We start from the raw sequence: 18,587 nt of genomic DNA, 5'->3' as shown, positions 1-18,587 counted from the left end.
ATGAGACACTTTGTTTTTCTATTGCTGCTGATACCTCCTTTTTTACATGCTCAATTTGACAGTAAAGACTTTGAGAATCTGAAATTCCGCAACATTGGCCCGGCCGGGATGAGTGGCCGGATCACAGCCATTGACGCAGACCTGAACAATCCGTCGCGGATATTTGTGGGATCTGCTTCAGGCGGTGTTTGGTATACCGAAAACGGAGGCGCCACCTGGACTCCCGTCTTTGATGAACAAAGTACCCAGGCCATCGGCTCCATCAGGATTCACCCCAACAATCCTTCCGAGATCTGGGTGGGAACAGGAGAAGGAAATCCCCGCAATTCCATGAATATGGGAAACGGCATTTACTGCAGCAAAGACGGGGGGAAAACCTGGAAATGCATGGGACTTGAAAAAACAAAGACCATTCATCGCATTATCATTCACCGTGATGAACCGAACACCATCTTCGCCGCTGTAACAGGATCACCATGGGGCCCGCAGGAAGAAAGAGGAGTTTTCAAGACCACTGACGGGGGAAAAACATGGAGGAAAATCCTGTATGTTAATAACCTTACCGGTGCCGCCGACATGATCAGCGACCCTCAGAATCCGAATAAGCTCATTGTAGCAATGTGGGAACATAAACGTGAACCCTGGTTCTTCCGAAGCGGAGGCAAAGGCTCAGGTATTCATATTTCGTATGATTCCGGCGAATCATGGTCACGAGTGAGTGAGGAAGACGGGCTTCCAAAAGGAGACCTGGGCCGGATAGGGCTTGCCGTAGCGCCCTCAAGTCCGAACATAATTTATGCACTGGTAGAGGCCAAAGAGAATGGCTTATATAAGAGTACTGATGGTGGTAAAAAATGGACACTTGTTTCAACCAAAAACATTGGAAACCGCCCTTTTTATTATGCGGAACTATATGTTGATCCATCCAATGAGAATCGTCTTTATAATGTGTACACTTATTTATCACTTAGTGAAGACGGGGGCAGATCTTTCCGGATTATTCCCGACAACAACACTATTCATCCCGACCATCATGCCCTCTGGATCCACCCCAATGACCCTCAGTATATCATTAACGGAAACGACGGCGGTCTGAATATCTCCCGTGACCGGGGCTTGACCTGGAGTTTTGCCGGAAATATTCCTGTTGGGCAGTTTTACCATGTGAACGTAGATTATGATTTTCCCTATCATGTCTACGGAGGGTTACAGGATAACGGCTCCTGGGTTGGCCCCTCCTCTGTTTTACGTGAGGGAGGCATCAGTAATCATGATTTCTCAGAAGTCTTCTTCGGTGACGGATTTGATGTGGTACCCTATTCCAAGGACAACCGGTACGGTTATGCCATGTCACAGGGAGGCAATCTGGCGTATTACGACCGTAAAACAGGACGGTTTATCGCACTCAAACCTGCAGTTCCTCCCGATAACACCCCCCTTCGCTTCAACTGGAACGCCGGAATTGCAGCTGATCCGTTCAACAGTGAAGGGATTTATTTCGGGTCCCAGTTCCTGCATTATTCTGACAACAAGGGGTTGGGATGGACCATCCTTTCTCCGGATCTTACAACCAATGACACTTCTAAACAAAACGCACATAAGAGCGGTGGATTAACGCTGGATGCCACCAACGCAGAAAACTACTGCACTATATTATGCATCGCGCCAAGTCCTGCCGACAGGAACGTGATCTGGGTGGGAACCGACGACGGAAACCTGCAGCTCACGACCGACAGAGGAAAGACCTGGAAAAATCTTGCGAAGATTCTTCCGGGAGCCCCTCCCGGTGCATGGATCCCTCAGATCGAAGTCTCAGCAAAAAACCCGAATGAAGCATTTGTGGTATTGAACAACTACAGAAAAAACGACTTCTCTGCCTACTGTTACCATACGACCGATCAGGGAAAGACATGGAAACGCATTGCTGACCCGAAAGATATAGGCAGTTTCGTTCTAAGTATTGTGCAGGATCCCGTTGAGCCGAACCTTCTCTTTCTGGGAACCGACTGCGGATTATATGTCTCATTTAACAAGGGTGCTACATGGAAGCACTGGAACAAGGGATTTCCACAGGTGCAGGTGAACGACATGAAGATCCATGCGAGAGAGGGCGATCTGGTGATTGCCACTTTTGGCCGTGCGCTTTGGATACTCGACGACCTTGGTCCGCTGCGAAAAATTGCAGGAGAAGGTGAACAGATTCTGCAAAAGGATATTCTTGTGATGGGATATTCGGATGCGCATCTCGTAAACTATAATGATTTTTCCTTCGGGATCAGATTTACTGCGAACAACAATTTTTCTGGAGAGAACCACCGACTCAACCAGGTGCATGCATTCGTCTGGAAAAAGAAGACTGATCCGAAGAATATGCGGGACAAAAAAAGCCCGGAACAATTAAAGGATGACAAGAATGCGGATAAAAAATTGAAGGTCAACATTTACGACCTGCAGGGAAAGCTGGTTCGTAACTTTTCCAGGGAACTAAAGGACGGAATAAATCAGATCTCCTGGAGTTGCGACATAAATAGTGAGCGGTTCCCTTCGCGCCAGGAATCAAAGCCAGATGAAGATCCGCGGGGTGTATTTTCGGTTCTTCCTGGAAAATACAAAATGGTATTTGTGAAAGATAAATGGAGAGATTCCGTAACGGTTGAGGTAAAAGAGGATCCATTCACCACTGTATCCACCGAAGAGCGAATGAAAACGCAGGAGCTTTTTAAAAAACAGATGTCCTATATTAGGACCGCGGCAGAAAGTTTTTCAAAACTCCGGAAAGCGAGGGAAAGCATTGCGCTTGTAGAAAAACTCCTTTCACAGCGGAAAGACACGTTAGGCAAGGAAGTGGAGAAAATGCACAACGTGCTGACAAAACAGCTGGACAGCCTGGAGGCCCTTTTCCTCCCTAAAGAAGACATCAAGGGCATACAACGCAATCCAAAAGAACTGAATGCCATTCTCGGAACCGCCGGGTATTACCTGGATGCCTCCTGGGGAATTCCGGGCCCCAACGCAATGATTGCTATCGAGAATGCGGGAATTAAAACCACCGAGATTACCGCGAAAGTGGATCTGTGGCTGAAAACCGACTGGCATGCCTACAGAAAAAAGGTAGAGGGTTTGAAGCTAAGCGTATTTTCAGACTGAAATCTATCAGTTGCTGAATTGACTTCAGTCAGCAGACGTGCATTCACAGGGATCTAATTTTGGCACAAAGAAAATGTGCTATGTTCCTTGAAAAGAAATTGGTGTTACTCGTACTGGTGTCGTGTCTGGTTGGGGTAACTCATGCTCAGGTTCCCACCTGCGGAACCAATGTCCCGTTCTATCAGGTAAATCTCACGGGGAATCCTGCGGGAATATGGGAATCTCCCGGACATTCCCGCGACGGCAATTGCTGTGGTACTATAGCACCGGACAGGTGTACCTCTTTCGAGGTTATATTGGATACCGGAGCGGCCATGATTAACCTGACCATTGCTTCCGGCGCTATTCCTACGGGGAGTATGTTCTACCAGATTAGTTGCGGGCCTCTCATTCCTGTTGGCCAGCCTATTTGCGTTACCGGACCCGGCCCACACCATATTACCTTCTGCAAGCCCGGAAATAATCAGAACACGTATCAGATCACGTCAATTCCAAAGCCTACTTTTCCACCCGATCAATATGTGCGTGTGGGATGTACTCAGAATATCACAGTACTGGGATTTGACACAGGTTCTGTAACGTGGAACTCCATCTATCCGGGCAACCCGGGTGATTATAATTCCTATCTAAGTTGTACAAGCGCATGTACTAATCCTGTTTATACTCCTTCATCCAATCCACCTCCTTATATTGATTACAGGGTTTGTGGGTTTCCAACCGCTGACGAGTGCGGGTACATAGCCATGTGCGACACCATCCGTATTTGCAATGTACCCGCCTTAGGCGGATCAGTCACGCCACTCAATGCCACCTTCTGTGCGAACGGTCCCGGCGTGCTTCTCACAGCTAATGCCAGCGGTGGCGATGGGAATTACTCTTTCATTTGGAGAGACCAGAATGGAAATATAGTATCTACAGTTTCTGCCTACCAGGCCAGTACCGCACAGATTTTTACCGTGGAGATCAGGGATGGCTTGTATGACGCGGTGACCTGTCCCGCCCTTTTACTTTCAGTACCTGTCACCGTTACTCTTCCACCCGTGGTCAGTGCCGGAAATGATCAGGTGGTTTGTCGCTCAGCGCCGACTGCCATCATCTCAGGAAGCGTGGTAAATGCAACGGGTGGTATCTGGTCCGGAGGAGGAGGAACCTATAATCCTTCAAATACCAGTCTCATTATTTCTTACACGCCCACAGCAGGTGAGTTAACCGCGGGCTATGCCACATTAATCCTCACATCCACAGGCGCCGGTGGCGGATGCACGAACAGCACCGATACAATTCGTATTTATTATCCCACCTTGCTAACGGCTAACCTGGGCAATGTTAATCTTCCCTGTAATGCATCACAAGTAACACTCACCCCCGGCGTAAATGGTGGTATCACTCCCTATCAGTATCAGTGGAGTACAGGAGCTACTTCAAATTCTATTACAACAGGACAGGGATCCTATTGCGTAACCATTACCGATAACATCGGGTGTACCACCACTGTATGCGCAACGGTGGGGGTTCCTTCCCCTCTGAATTTAACCATGAGTACTACAGATGTTACAACCAACGGCGGTAACGATGGAACCGCTACTGCTACTCCATCCGGCGGAACTTCTCCTTATACCTACGTTTGGTCAAATGCACAAACAACGCAAACTGCCACAGGATTAGTTTACGGCGTTTATACAGTTACCATTACGGATGCCAACGGGTGTACAATTGTTTCATCCGTGGTGGTGAATGAGCCACGCTGTCTTTCGTTCACTGCAAGTGCTACTTCGTCCAGCCTTTCATGCTTTGGCGATGCCAATGGTACGTCCATCGTTATTGCGAGCGGTGGAACAGCCCCCTATACCTATTTGTGGACTCCCGGCGGACAAACTACCGCCACGGCTACCGGCTTATCCGCCGGAGTCTATGTGGTTGCCGTCACCGACGCAGGCGGATGCATTGATTTAACCCCTGTAACGATCACTGAGCCTCCTCAGGTGGTCAACAACGTTACCTCCTCCAACGCCACAACGATTGGTGGCACTGAAGGCAGTGCAACGGCCAATCCTACGGGTGGAACTCCCGGCTACACTTACCTGTGGAGCACAGGCGCCACCACTCAAAGTATCACTGGTCTAAGTACCGGAACGTATACAATTACTGTAACCGATGCCAATGGTTGTACGGTGGTGAACACCCTCTTCATCGCCGAGCCGCCATGCAACAACCTGATTCTTGGCACAGTGAATACCCCGCTCACATGTAACGGATCAGGAAATGGTACTGCTACCGCCTTTGCTGTGTTTGGTAACGCGCCCTATTCGTTCTTATGGAATACCGGTGCCACAACGCTTACAATAACCGGACTTTCCGCCGGAACCTATACAGTGGTTGTCACTGACGCCATCAATTGTACGCAAATGCAAAATGTGACCATTACACAGCCTTCTCCTCTCAGCTTGGCACTAACCCCAACCGATATCAGTTGCTCCGATCTGAACAACGGAAGCATTGAACTCACCGTATCCGGTGGAACGTTTCCGTTTGCCTATGCCTGGTCGAACAACATCTTTGTGGAAGACCAATATAATCTTGGTGATGGAACTTACTCTGTGATTGTGACAGATAATAACGGATGTACGGGTTCGGCCTCTGTAAACATTGACCGGCCAGATACACTTGAAGTGCTCGCCGTTAAAACCGACGTCACCTGTAATGGCGGGACCAACGGAACCATCACCACTACCATAAGCGGAGGACTTGCGCCCTATACTTTTCTTTGGAACAACGGGGCAACAACACAGAACCTGACCGGGATCAGTGCCGGGCAATACATTCTTACTGTAACGGACGCTAACGGCTGCAACAACCTTCAGCAGTTAAGTGTGCTTATAGATGAGCCTCTGCGAGTAACCGTAGACAGCTTCTTTGTTGAATGTCCTGTTCCAGGATCTGGTATCGCCAACCTCATTGTTTGGGTGTCCGGAGGAAACGGAAGTCCTTATACTATATCAACTGATAGTGGAAGCACCTACCTGATGGCCGGTGTGGATACCATCCCACTACCCGTAGACAGCACATATTATTTGTTTGCGATGGATCCTTTGGGCTGCATTACTCCGCTGAGTTTATCAGCCTATATTAACCCCGAGGTGACCGCCTCCGTGAATTATGCGCTTTGTTATCCATTAAACACCAGTTTTACGCCGGTGACTGTTATTCCAGCCGGGGGAGCAGGTGGAAGTTATCAGGTTTCCTTCGATGGTGGGAATACCTATAATTCCTTTGGAGACTACTCGGATAGTTTAACTGTGGGAACAACCCATACAATTGTTGTACGCGACTCACTGGGATGCATCTCGGTCAATTACGCTATTAATCTGCCCGATGTGCTTTTGGCGGGAGCCGGTAACGACTCGGCTATTTGTACCGGCAACAGCATCTTGCTCACCGCTTCAGCAACAGGTGGAGTTGGTACCTACAGCTATCAGTGGAGTCCAGGTGGGCCTGGAATGAGTATCAGCGTTAATCCTACAGTTACAACCCAATATGTGGTTATGGTTACGGATGCCAACGGTTGTACACGCTCTGATAGTGTGATCATAAGCGTTAATCCACTACCATTAGTCACTTTTTCGGTCAGCGACCCGGATGGCTGTGAGCCTCACTGCGTAAGTTTTACCTCCACCACCGTCGGCGTGACTTATTTCTGGGATTTCGGATCCACAACTTCCAGTATGCAGAACCCGGTGATGTGTTACAATCAGGCCGGTTCATACACCGTCATTCACCAGGTTACCGACGCGAACGGATGTACAAACTCTGACACACTTGTGAACCTCATTACGATTTATCCATTGCCGGTAGCGTCCTTTACTGCTTCACCGCAGCCAACGAACATGAACAATCCTACAATCCAGTTCACCAACACATCCTCAGGAGCCGAATTATATCTCTGGAATTTTGGAGACAATTATACAGAGACTATGATGAATCCGTCCCATACATATGGGGCTCCCGGCACCTATCTTGTTTGGCTGGTTGTTGCGAATCAATGGGGTTGCTTGGACAGTATTCAACTAACAGTGGAAATCAGTGACTTTCCTCCCCTTGAGATGCCAGAAGGCATTTCACCGAACGGGGATAACCTTAATGATGCGTTCGTGATCCATGGACTTGGAAAATATCCTGTGAATCACCTGGAGATATTTAATCGCTGGGGAAACCTGATCTACAAGACCGACAACTATAAGAATAATTGGATGGGAGAGAACATGAATGGTGAAAACGTACCTGAAGGAACTTACTTCGTTATCCTCACCATTCCCGACGCGGATATAGTGCGGAAGGGGTACGTGGAGGTCAGGTATGTAAAATGATTTGAGATGAACTGTGCAAAAAAACAAGGAATGAGAAGATTGTTAATAATCGTACTGGCCTCGGTATACGGGTGTTTGTACGGACAGCAAGAAGGACTACTTAGTCAATTCATGTATAATGGTGCTTTACTGAATCCCGCGGCAGCGGGAAGTCAGCCCTATTGGACCGCATCCGCTACTTACCGTAAGCAATGGCTTAATTTCGACGGGACCCCTTCGACCCAATTCCTCAGCGTAGAAGGACCCTGGAAGGGAAAGAAAATTGGGTTAGGCGGATCGGTGATCAATGATGTGATTGGGGTATCCAGGCGTACCGATGTGGATGCATTCTACTCCTATCATCTGCTCATTGGGAAAGGGTATCTCAGTATGGGATTACGCGGCGGGATCAGTCATTACAGCAGTCGCCTGACCGAATTGACCGTCTGGGATGCCGGTGATGCCAACTTCGGTGCTGATGTACGGGGAAAAATCATTCCGAACGCCGGCACCGGGGTTTACTTTTATTTGGACAATTTTACGGCAGGGTTTTCGGTTCCAAACCTGCTCTCGCACAAAAGCGGAACACCCATATCCATTGCATTGAGCAATATTCCCCAATACCAGCGACACTATTATCTCCACAGCACAGGAAAGATTAAAGCAGGGGAGAAATTTTTTGTAAAACCTGCGCTTGTCTTCCGTTATGTAGATGGCGCACCTGCTCAGTGTGAGGTGCATATAGCCGGGTCATACAGAGATCTGGCCGACCTTGGGGTGAGTTACAGGACCGGCGATGGTCTGATTTTCATTACGCAAATGAATATCATGAAAAAACTGAGATTGGGATATTCGTTCGACCTCCCCCTCTCCGGTTTGTCGGGATATACCAACGGAACCCATGAGGTGCGCCTGGCCTGGCTGTTCGGAGAGGCAGCCGACAAGTTGGGGGTGCCGAGTTTTATGGGAAATTAAAAGGCGTTTTTAGGGTGCTCCACGCACAGATTATCTAACTTTTTCTTAGATTTACGAGGTGCGGACCCCTGCCATTGGTTTACTTATTGGAATATGTCTTTATTGTCTGGCCTTGCGTGCGAACGCTCAAGGTTGCAGCGATGGGGGCGTATGCTCCGTTGGCAGCCTGAGTATCCTTGGATTTGATTATCAGGAGATCCCCAGCGATAAAACCACATTGAATAAACTGGAACTCGAAGACGCCTATGTTGGCATTGGCCCCGATGGGAAGCCGGATTCCTCAATGCATGTGCTGACAAAGATTCAGACCGGAACGGGTTATGAGAATGGTCCTTCCGCCGATACGACGAAAATTGTTTACCGTGTGGTGAGCCGGTTTCCCCGGTACCAGCTGGTATTTGGTGTGCACTATGGATCGGGTGAAAGAAACACCTCCATTCTTACTTTTCAACTGGAAGGAACCGTACGTTTATATAAGCAGAAAATGTTCGCTCAGCTCAAAATTCCCTATTCCTTTGTGAATGGTAATTTGGGAAGCCTGCAGGCGCCCGGCGATCTGACACTCAGCCTGAGTTATTACCTGATAGAAAAGCGCAAGAAAAATCTGGTGTTAACCCTTGGAGGCAAGTTTCCGACCAACGATGCTAACCTGTTGGTGAACAACAGACCTCTGCCCATGCCTTACCAGACCAGCCTCGGCAGTTACGACCTTCTGACAGGAATCAAGTTCGCATACAAGAGTTGGGAGATCACGGCGGGTTATCAGCACGCCTTTACAGAAACAAATAACATGTACCTCCACCAGCCCTTTGCGAAAGATGCAGAGGTGTATAACAATTTCTTCGAGTCGAACCAGATGAAGCGGGCAGATGACGCCATTTTTCGAATCAGTCGTTCCTTCAGAATAAAGAAAGCGACGCTTAACGCCGGAGCCCTTGGCATTTATCACCTGCAGGAAGACACGTACATAGACACTTCCGGGATACGAATTTCCGCCACAGGTTCTTCCGGTCTGACATTGAATTTAAATGCCAGCGCGGTGTTCAAATTGAACAAAACCAGCGATCTGACATTTCTTGTTGCTGGTCCTGTGGTTAACCGAAAGACCCGTACCGATGGGCTTACCCGGCAGTTCGTAGTGCAATTAGCCTGGAGGAAGAATATCTATTGATGCACAGCAGCATTATTTAAAACACTCCCATTGAGCCTTCCGTCAGTCAAATGCTGCTAAACGTTCAGCAATAGCTCCGACACACCGCAACGAATGGTGTTTTACTTATGATTTTAATCGCTCCATTGCCCGCTTGATGTACTGCCGTGTGGGCAACAATGTATGCTGGATTCCGCGCGCGTATTGAATACTGTTGAACATTGCTTCCTTTTTATCGCAGACTATGGCAATAATACTAAATCCGGATGAATACTGCCATAAGCAAAAGCGCAGCGCAGCCTGGGATTACATGACCGAAAGTCGGGACAAATCAGTAAGTTTGATTGGTGAAACCTTACCTGCTTCCACTCGTCCCGCTACTGGCCTTGTTCCCCTCTTTCCATGCAAAGGCAGATACCCTCCTTGACTCCCTGCGCAGGGAACTCCGGAATGCACATCACGACACATCAAGGGTTCGGCTATATGTAAGCATGGCCTATCGTTACGGATGGAATTCTTCCGACAGCAGTATCTTTTATGCAAACCGCGCACTGGATCTTTCTAAAAAGCTTAGTTATTCGCATGGTTTGTACCACGGGCATCATCTGTTGGCAAATGCCTGCTTCATTACCGGTGAATTTGCCAAGGGAATGACGGAGGAGAAAAAAGCACTCGCCGTTGCCCGGCTGGTAAAAAATGACGAATGGGAATACCGATCTATCAACAGCCTGGGCCTGCTTTACCTTCAGGCTGACAAATTCAAGGACGCCATTCCGCTTTTTTATGAACTGATCGGAAGGGCGGAGAAAAATTCGGATGGCCGTTCTCTTGGATCCGCATATAACAATCTGGCCAATTGTTATCTTAAGCTCGGGAATTACGATGAGTCGCTCAAATGGCGGAAAAAAGCCATCACCATTCGCCTGAAAAGAAATGTCCCCAATGAACTGGCCGATTCATACAACGATCTTGGGGAAACCTACCTGCAGTTGGATCTTCCGGACAGTGCAGTCTTCTACTTTAAGAAGTGCCTGGAAATAAAAGAAAACATTGGCGATGAAGAAATGTGTGCCCTTTCAACCCTCAATCTGGGTGCAACATATCTGAAACTCGGAGATTACAGGAAAGCAAAAGATTACCTGGCGCGAAGCATGCACTGGACCAACAGGATTAATTCGAACCTTTACCGGATCGAGATCCTCAAATATCAGGCTGAGATTGCAGGAAAAGAAAATGACCATGCGCAGGAAGCAGGAATATTAAAACAACTCCTTCTTTTTAAAGACAGTGTGTACAATGAGGAAAACCGAAGGCAGATGAATCAGCTGCACGCTGAATTTGAATCAGAAAGGAAAGAATTGCAAATCAAAGCCCTGGAAACCGAAAAATATGCGGAGGAAAGCCGTGGAAGGATCATTCTCACCGTTTCTGTAGCCGGCCTGGTGCTGCTGAGTGTGTTTTTACTCATTGTATTTAACCGCTTCCGTGTCACACGAAGGCAAAAATCAGAAATTGAAAATCAAAAAATACTGGTAGAAGAAAAACAAAAAGAGATCCTGGATTCCATTCACTATGCCAAACGCATCCAGAATAGTCTGATGCCAACGGAGAAGTACATCCATTCGAAAATCCCATCAAAAAAATGAAAATAGGCTTGCTTCTTCTCATGCTCACTTCTTACTGTTCCCTGACCAGTGGTCCTGCAGACTCCCTTCTCCGCATCATCAGGGCAGGTAAAAAAGACACCGGAACGGTTATTGCATGCACGCAGTACGCCCGTCATCTGGCCATCAAGGGTAAATTTGATTCTGCGCTTTATTACGGAACCCTTGCCGCGAACCTGTCGAGAAGTCTGAAGTATATGCGGGGGCTTGCCGGTGCTCTGAATAACCGGGGCGTTGTTTACTGGTATAAAGGAGAATATCCTAAGGCACTGAATGAACTAAAAGCTTCGCTCATCATCCGGAAAAAACTCAGAGATCTAAAAAATTGCGGAGCCGTTTATAACAATATTGCTATGGTTATGCAAGACATGGGCAATTATCCTGATGCACTTGAGAATCATTTAATTGGTTTACGCTATCGTGAAAAATGCGCAGATACAGCAGGAATGGCTTTTTCTCATAATAATATCAGCCTGATTTATCAGGCACAGAAAGAATACTCCAATGCGATCGCAGAGCTGGAAAAAGCTGAAAACCTATTCCGGAAGACGAATGACCTGAACGGATTGGCAAATGTATACAACAATCTGGGCGTCATTTACAAAATGCTGGAAAAATATGAAGATGCTCTTCGCATGTATAAACTCTCACTGAAACTGGTAGAGGAGACAGGAAACAGAAAAGAACAGGGAAACACCATGAATAATATCGGAACATTATACATGGGGTGGGCCGGGAAAGACAGCATCCAAAAGAAAATGCACTACACGCTGGCCGAAATGCATCTGAAATCATCTCTGCGTATCCGCGAGGGAACGGGTGACCAAAACGGAATTGCTTCTTCCCATTACAACATCGGCAACCTGCTGATTAAAATGGGTAAGTATGCAGATGCCAGGTCACATATTGAAAAAGGACTTGAAATTGGTCTGAACATCTCCTCCAAAATGGTGATCAGGGAGTCTTACTCAGGTCTGGCGTTTCTGGATAGTCTGCAGGGTAATTACCGCTCTGCACTTCGGAATTATATGCTTTTTATTGCTTTTCGTGACAGCATGAATAATGAAGAAAACACAAGAAAGCAGGTACAGCAGGAGATGCGTTATGATTTTGAAAAAGAACAGCAAGCTGATAGTATACGTCAGGCCGCCGAGGTAGCCAAACGCGAAATGTCGCATCAGCAGGAGCTAAAGCAGCAACGTTGGTACATTTACGGAGGCATTACAGGCTTTCTTCTGATGCTTTCGGTGGCCGCTATTTCCTTCCGGGCTTACCGACAAAAGCAACGCGATAACCGAATTATTGCCAAACAGAAGGAACTGGTAGAAGAAAAACAAAAAGAGATCCTGGATTCCATTCACTATGCGCGGCGTATACAGCGCAGCTTACTTCCGAGTGAAAAATACATTCAGTCACGAATGAAAAAATAAAAGATCAGAAGATTACTAATCTGAGCGGAACTGTACCCCGCGCACCACCCATCCGCAGCAGATAAACGCCCGGACGAATGCCTGAAACCGGAATTTGTATTTTCTGTTCACCGGCTTGAACTTTGGCAAACTCCCTTACACATTGCCCTGTCAGATCAAACAGTTGCGGAATCATTTCCTCATTAAGTCCGTCCGGGTAAATAATCGTTACCCCATCGTGAGCCGGGTTGGGGTACAACTTAAGTAAGGCAGGGTTCCCTTCTGAAGAAGTACCAAGATAGCAACCGTAAGCAGCCAGTTGTGAGGTCAGTGTATCTCTCCTGGCCCCAATAAAAGGCTTCAGCCCGGGGTAATTTTTATTATCAGCAGCCACCACTATCGTACGGTTATCTTCAAACTGCTGATTGGTGTATGTGTAATTCGGATCGGAATATACATCATTACGGATCCGATCCGAAAGACTATCTATCCGCGGATCCAGCGCAGTGTTGCTAAACTGGTCCTCCTGAAGAAATACACAGAACCAGTAGCTCAGCTCCTGCAATGTTAGGGGATCCTGCATCAAACGCCAGGCCAGGGGACGATCCTGCGGCGGAGTGCCCAGATAGGTCATGCTCAATCCTTCCATTTGTGCCACACTCATGCTTTGGTTGAACACCCCGAAACAGGAGTTAATATCCCAGAACACCCATCGAAAACGATCCGTAATTGAATCATGATAGACAAAATAATTATGGCGGCTACCGATATATGAATCCAAGCTAACGAAAATATCACAAAGAGCTTCGTACTTCAAAAATCCGGGAACATCCATGTACCGGTCCAGTGTATCCCGGATACCGCTGAGCGAATAATTATTGATCTTGTCAAGATATTCTACCAAATCTGACCAGTCGTTTTGCGTTTCATTGGTGTGCAGTTCGTACTTGTTGTAGTAAGAAGAAGGACTGCTGTTGATCCATTTGAGATCGCCGCTGGGATCTCCCTTAAACAGATTTCCTCTCTTGTCGTTGAACCAGCCGTCGAGAAAATCCTTATTGACTTCCTCCACCAGTGTGTACAATCCCCAGTAAACATTATTATAATACACCTTGGCATAGGTTACCCTGGGTCCGGGGAGCTGATTCCGGTTGAGAAAATCTGCCATTAGTTTTTCCCGCAGGCAGGTAGGGTCATGATATAGATTATTCAGGTTGAATTTGTTCAAGTCGTCAAGGTCCTGGGAAGGGATAATGTAATCCAGATCCACCTTCATAGACTTTTTCTGACTGAGGATATTAAAGGAGGAATTTCCTTTGAATTTTACTCCTACAGTCGGGAAAGTCACCCCGTCGAATACCATGTCGCACACATAATAGGTGTCGGTGGTATGGGATAGCATAAGAGAATCATAATAAGCAGGATGATAAAAATTAAAGCGAATCTCATGAATAAAGGAAGATGCGAACAATGTGTCGCCGTCGTTATTATAGGGCTGGGAAAAAAGAATTCCCGTTATCAACAGGCCAAAGAACAGGGAGATCGTTTTCATTCTTCAAATTTAGGCAATTAAAGGAATATCCGGAACACAGGGGCGGCATCCGTCTGATGTTCCGCTGAAATCCGTAAATTTGCAATGCAAACGGACCCCCTTGCACACTTCAGACGCTATAAAATCCGGCATACCTGCAGGACATGCCGACACCCCGGCTTCGCCGTTATTACTTTCTCCTGCCGGAAACTTTGAATGCCTGACTGCCGCACTGCAGGCCGGAGCCGACGCTGTCTATTTCGGAGTGGATCAACTCAATATGCGTGCCGGTGCCGTTGATGGTTTTGAGATCAGCGATCTTCCACCTATTGCAGATCAATGCCATAAAAAAAATGTTTCCGCCTGTCTTACACTCAACACCATCATGTATGAGCACGATCTCCGATACATGCGTACGATCGTAGATGCCGCCAAAAGTGCCGGCATTGACGCCGTAATCTGCTCTGATATTGCAGCCATTTCCTATGCGCATCAAAAAGGTCTGCCGGTACATATTTCCACCCAATGCAATATCACGAATCTTGAGACCGTTGCCTTCTACGCGAAATTCGCTGAAGTAATGGTATTATCCAGGGAGCTTACCTTGCAGCAAGTGGAAGCGATTGTAAAGGGGATACATGAAAAAAATATTCTTGCACCGTCGGGAAAACCAGTTCGTATCGAGATTTTTGCACATGGAGCTCTTTGTATGGCTGTTTCCGGAAAATGTCACCTGAGCTTGCACTCGCACAATGCTTCTGCCAACCGCGGCGCCTGTGTTCAAAACTGCCGGAGAGAGTATATAGTAACAGACAAAGAAACGGGAATGGAACTGGAGGTAGACGGAGAATACATTATGTCGGCGAAGGATCTATGCACTCTTCCCTTCCTTGATCAGCTCATGCGCAGCGGTGCGTCCGTTTTTAAAATTGAAGGTCGCGGCCGTTCGGCGGATTATGTATATAAAACTACATTATGTTACCGCGAGGCGATCGACGCCATCCGGCAGGGATGCTTTACTCAGGATAAAAAAGAAGAGTGGATGAAACAGCTCGCTTCTGTTTTCAACCGCGGTTTCTGGGAAGGATATTTCATGGGTAAGGAGATTGGCGAATGGAGTAAAAGCGATGGGTCGCTTGCTACGCAGCGTAAAGTTTATATCGGCAAAGGAAGGAAATATTACCCCGGCATTGGCGTAGGCGAGTTTGTAATAGAAACCCATACACTGCGCGAAAATGATCCGGTAATGATTACCGGACCCACCACGGGCTATATTGAAACTACCGTGAACGGTCTGCGCCTCGATGGGGCAATAGCAACAGAAGCCGGCAAAGGCGGCCTCATCACCTTTAAAGTTCCGGCCCGCATTCGTCCGTCCGACAAATTATACAAGCTGGTTCAGGATCCTTCATGATCAGAGTTTTTCATCAGCGAAACAAATGCATAGGCTGCAATGCCTGTGCTGAGCTGGATCCTGCGAACTGGAAAATGTCGCGTAAGGACGGGAAAGCTACATTGGTTGGAGCAACCGGTAAAAAAGACATCCTTTACAAAAAGCTGGAAGAAGCAGAGAGAGCAAAACAGAAAACCGTGGTCCGGCATTGTCCATCCCGGTGTATCCGTATCGAAGGGTAGCTCAATCCGAAGTTACATACCGCCCCCGCCATCCATCCCATCCGTATTGATCTTCATATTCTTGCGTTTGAAAATGGAAGCATCAAATTTCCCAAAACGGTAGCTGAAAGCCAGCTTGAACACCTGCGCATCGCGGAGCTTCTCCGTTGACTGTTTGAAGTAGGCTGATTCGGACCAGGTGGCATTCACCCGGCTGCGGAAAATATCACTGACGGAAAGGGTCAGGCTGGCCCGCTTCTCTTTCATAAATTCATACCGGACGGATGCTTCAACCTCCCAGCTTGGTTCGGTATATCCTTGAGCCGTTGCCGGATTGCTACCCCACATGATCCCGCTCATTCCTCCGCCCTGACCATATGAGCCACCGCCCCCTCTTCCACTGCTTCCCGTGGATAGTTTTGTTCTTGAGAAATAACGACCCGATAACTGCATACTGAAGTTCTTTGGCAATTTATAATTCGTATTCACTTTCACGAACCAGGAAATCAAATCACCTGTAAGCAAGGAATCAATATTATCCCCTTTAACAAATGAATTGTAAATATTTCCATTGATACTGAAATCCATCCAGGATTTAATGGTTTTCTTGAAATTCATTTCAAGTCCGTATGAATAACTCCAGTCGGCATTGCGATATGTATTAATGATTGCGGACTGCATAAGAACGGAGTCGTATTCATAGGTCTGATACCGCGTCATAAGGTCGTTCGTATGTTTAAAATAAACAGAGGCCATCAGGCTGTTTCCTTTACTGAACTGGTTCATATAATTCAATTCCACGCTTTGGGTAAATTCTGGCAGCAGACCCGGATTGCCCCGGCTGAGGTTCAGGGAATCCGAATAATCTGTGAACGGTATGAGTTGGAAAAATCCCGGGCGCGAGATCTTCCGTGTGTAGCTGAACTGAAGGTCTTGTTTGGAGTTGATCTGATAGGTCAGAAAGGCGGTAGGAAAAACCGAAATTGGATACTCGATATAAAAAGGCGGCAGCGTTGAGTCTACCAACTCCCCTTTGTAATAAGAGGCCTCCGCCCTCAATCCCAGCTGATAACCGACTTTTTTGAGCTGACTGCCATAAGTGACATATGCGCCATAAATCTGATCAAAGAACCGGTAATTCATGCTTTGGGTTCCAAGAAAGGTTTCAGCTCCGGTGGCAACATCCACGTTATAATTCCGGCTATAGTTCCACATTTCCTTAAAAGAGGTCTTCACTCCTGCCTCCAGCTTCCGCTTATCAGAAATGGGGTTCACAAAATCCGTTTGCACTGTAATAAACTCATTTTCCCCTCCACCGTCTGATTTTTGCTGGAGACGGTATAATTCCGTTGCAAACTGATCGAAATACGTAGTGTAATAATCGCCGCCGGACGAAGAAGTACTCCTGTTATAATGCAGATCCGCTGTCAGCTCCTTCCCTGCCTTGGCATAAAGATGCTTGTACTGCAAAGATCCCCCGTAATTCATAAATGCTCTTCGCGTATCGGAGTGGCGGTCATAGGAAGAGGACACAATACCTGACGACAAGAGGGTATCGGTCCGATAGGAAAGTACATCCTCTGGCAGAAAGGAACCGCTGACTATATTGCCTGAAAGGGTTAATGTATTCCGGTTGTTGATGAACCAGTCTATGCCCATCCGGCCCATACCAAAAAAGCCCTTGTTTTCACTCTCACTTTCCTGGTACACGTTCGTAAGTGGAGAACCGATAAGATTGAAACGGTCGGTGCTGCCTGTGCTCAATGAATTGCGCTTATTTCCATGAGTATTAACGAAGAAATTCCATTTCCCTTCACGAATATTCATATCCAGTCCGCCCCCGAACGCTAAGCGGGAATCTACGTTAGACCGCACACTGCCGTTATACCCCGGTTTCCGGTTCTTTTTTAGAATGATATTCAAGATACCGCCTCCGCCGCCTGAAGCATCAAATTTGGCAGAAGGGTTTGTGATTACCTCAATACTGGCAATGGCATCAGCTGGAATCTGGTCAAGGGTGAGTGTGGTCGGTTTGCCGTCTATGAGTATTTCCGGAGTAGAATTGCGCATAGTGACATTCCCATCCATATCCACATTCACGCTCGGTACATTCTTCATCACATCCTCTGCAGTACCACCTGCCGCGCTGAGGTTCTTTTCCACATTATAAACTTTACGGTCTAACTTCAGCTCCACTTCAGGATCAGAGCCGTCTACCACCACCTCCTTAAACTGCTTAACATCCGGACTGATCTTGATATTTCCGAGATCCTTATCCACATTGTTCAGGGCGTTTTGCCAGTTTCCCGATTGAGCATCCTTTCCCATCTGCTGCATGTTTAAGTTGAAGGATACTTTCTGCTCATACGTCTTATAACCCAAGGCGATGATTTTGAGCGTAAATTGTCCGAACGGAGGCAGCCCTTCGATGGAAAAATCACCATTACCTTCCGAAAGTTGCCCCCCGAGGATCGCCGGCTTCATGGATTTGGATGCGGAATCATATTTCATTCCGTGCAACTGAACAACCGCAAATTCCACCGGTTTTCCGGAAAGCGAATCCACTACCCTGCCGTAAAACCTTCCCACGTTCATGTTTTTCCCGCCCATACCTCCCATATTTGGTATTTGCGCTTTTGAGAAAACACCCAACAGGCAGAGAAGTAAAATGGCACCGGATTTTTTCATGGCCACAAAGATAGGTTATCCTGCGGGTAAGCCGGAAACCCATCGGATGAGCGGTCTTAATAAATG

The 18,587-nt window shown here is 47.3% G+C and carries 10 protein-coding genes; 8 read left to right on the top strand and 2 right to left on the bottom strand.

Annotated features, from left to right (window positions below):
* From IT233_11530 to IT233_11505, 6 genes are all read left to right on the top strand, one after another.
* Complete coding sequence (locus IT233_11530; protein MCC7303262.1) at positions 1-3,147, top strand: hypothetical protein; 3,147 nt, start codon at positions 1-3, stop codon at positions 3,145-3,147.
* 80 nt (positions 3,148-3,227) lie between these two features.
* Positions 3,228-7,511, top strand: a complete 4,284-nt coding sequence (locus IT233_11525; protein ID MCC7303261.1) for a gliding motility-associated C-terminal domain-containing protein — start codon at positions 3,228-3,230, stop codon at positions 7,509-7,511.
* A 30-nt stretch (positions 7,512-7,541) separates the two neighbouring features.
* A complete protein-coding gene (locus IT233_11520) occupies positions 7,542-8,465 on the top strand; it encodes a type IX secretion system membrane protein PorP/SprF (GenBank protein ID MCC7303260.1) in 924 nt (307 codons plus the stop codon).
* Positions 8,466-8,523: 58 nt separating this feature from the next.
* A complete protein-coding gene (locus tag IT233_11515) occupies positions 8,524-9,636 on the top strand; it encodes a hypothetical protein (protein MCC7303259.1) in 1,113 nt (370 codons plus the stop codon).
* Positions 9,637-9,962: 326 nt separating this feature from the next.
* On the top strand, positions 9,963-11,261 hold the full coding sequence (locus tag IT233_11510; GenBank protein MCC7303258.1) for a tetratricopeptide repeat protein: 1,299 nt from the start codon (positions 9,963-9,965) through the stop codon (positions 11,259-11,261).
* Positions 11,258-12,709, top strand: a complete 1,452-nt coding sequence (locus IT233_11505) for a tetratricopeptide repeat protein (protein MCC7303257.1) — start codon at positions 11,258-11,260, stop codon at positions 12,707-12,709. The genes IT233_11510 and IT233_11505 overlap by 4 nt, the downstream gene beginning before the upstream one ends.
* A 4-nt stretch (positions 12,710-12,713) precedes the next feature.
* Here the strand turns inward: IT233_11505 and IT233_11500 are convergent, their stop codons facing one another.
* The gene (locus tag IT233_11500) at positions 12,714-14,240 is read right to left on the bottom strand and encodes a CotH kinase family protein (GenBank protein ID MCC7303256.1); all 1,527 of its coding nucleotides are present in this window, start codon (positions 14,238-14,240) and stop codon (positions 12,714-12,716) included.
* Between the two features lie 130 nt (positions 14,241-14,370).
* Here IT233_11500 and IT233_11495 point away from each other — a divergent pair, with 130 nt between their 5' ends.
* Positions 14,371-15,633 carry a U32 family peptidase gene (locus IT233_11495; protein ID MCC7303255.1) on the top strand — a complete coding sequence of 421 codons (1,263 nt, stop codon included), beginning with the start codon at positions 14,371-14,373 and terminating at the stop codon, positions 15,631-15,633.
* A complete protein-coding gene (locus IT233_11490; protein ID MCC7303254.1) occupies positions 15,630-15,854 on the top strand; it encodes a ferredoxin in 225 nt (74 codons plus the stop codon). The genes IT233_11495 and IT233_11490 overlap by 4 nt, the downstream gene beginning before the upstream one ends.
* Before the next feature lie 12 nt (positions 15,855-15,866).
* Here the strand turns inward: IT233_11490 and IT233_11485 are convergent, their stop codons facing one another.
* Positions 15,867-18,521, bottom strand: a complete 2,655-nt coding sequence (locus tag IT233_11485; protein MCC7303253.1) for a TonB-dependent receptor — start codon at positions 18,519-18,521, stop codon at positions 15,867-15,869.
* Between the last annotated feature and the right edge of the window lie 66 nt (positions 18,522-18,587).

Source organism: Bacteroidia bacterium (assembly GCA_020852255.1).
Lineage (GTDB): Bacteria > Bacteroidota > Bacteroidia > JADZBD01 > JADZBD01 > JADZBD01.
The sequence above is the reverse complement of the archived record's forward strand: the minus strand, read 5'-3'. Positions and strand labels throughout refer to the sequence as shown.

Excerpts from the sequence above, each read along its gene's own strand:
- IT233_11530 (MCC7303262.1), top strand. The coding sequence starts at position 1 with ATGAGACACTTTGTTTTTCTATTGCTGCTGATACCTCCTTTTTTACAT.
- IT233_11525 (MCC7303261.1), top strand. The coding sequence starts at position 3,228 with ATGTTCCTTGAAAAGAAATTGGTGTTACTCGTACTGGTGTCGTGTCTG.
- IT233_11520 (MCC7303260.1), top strand. The coding sequence starts at position 7,542 with ATGAGAAGATTGTTAATAATCGTACTGGCCTCGGTATACGGGTGTTTG.
- IT233_11505 (MCC7303257.1), top strand. The coding sequence starts at position 11,258 with ATGAAAATAGGCTTGCTTCTTCTCATGCTCACTTCTTACTGTTCCCTG.
- IT233_11500 (MCC7303256.1), bottom strand. The coding sequence starts at position 14,240 with ATGAAAACGATCTCCCTGTTCTTTGGCCTGTTGATAACGGGAATTCTT.
- IT233_11490 (MCC7303254.1), top strand. The coding sequence starts at position 15,630 with ATGATCAGAGTTTTTCATCAGCGAAACAAATGCATAGGCTGCAATGCC.
- IT233_11485 (MCC7303253.1), bottom strand. The coding sequence starts at position 18,521 with ATGAAAAAATCCGGTGCCATTTTACTTCTCTGCCTGTTGGGTGTTTTC.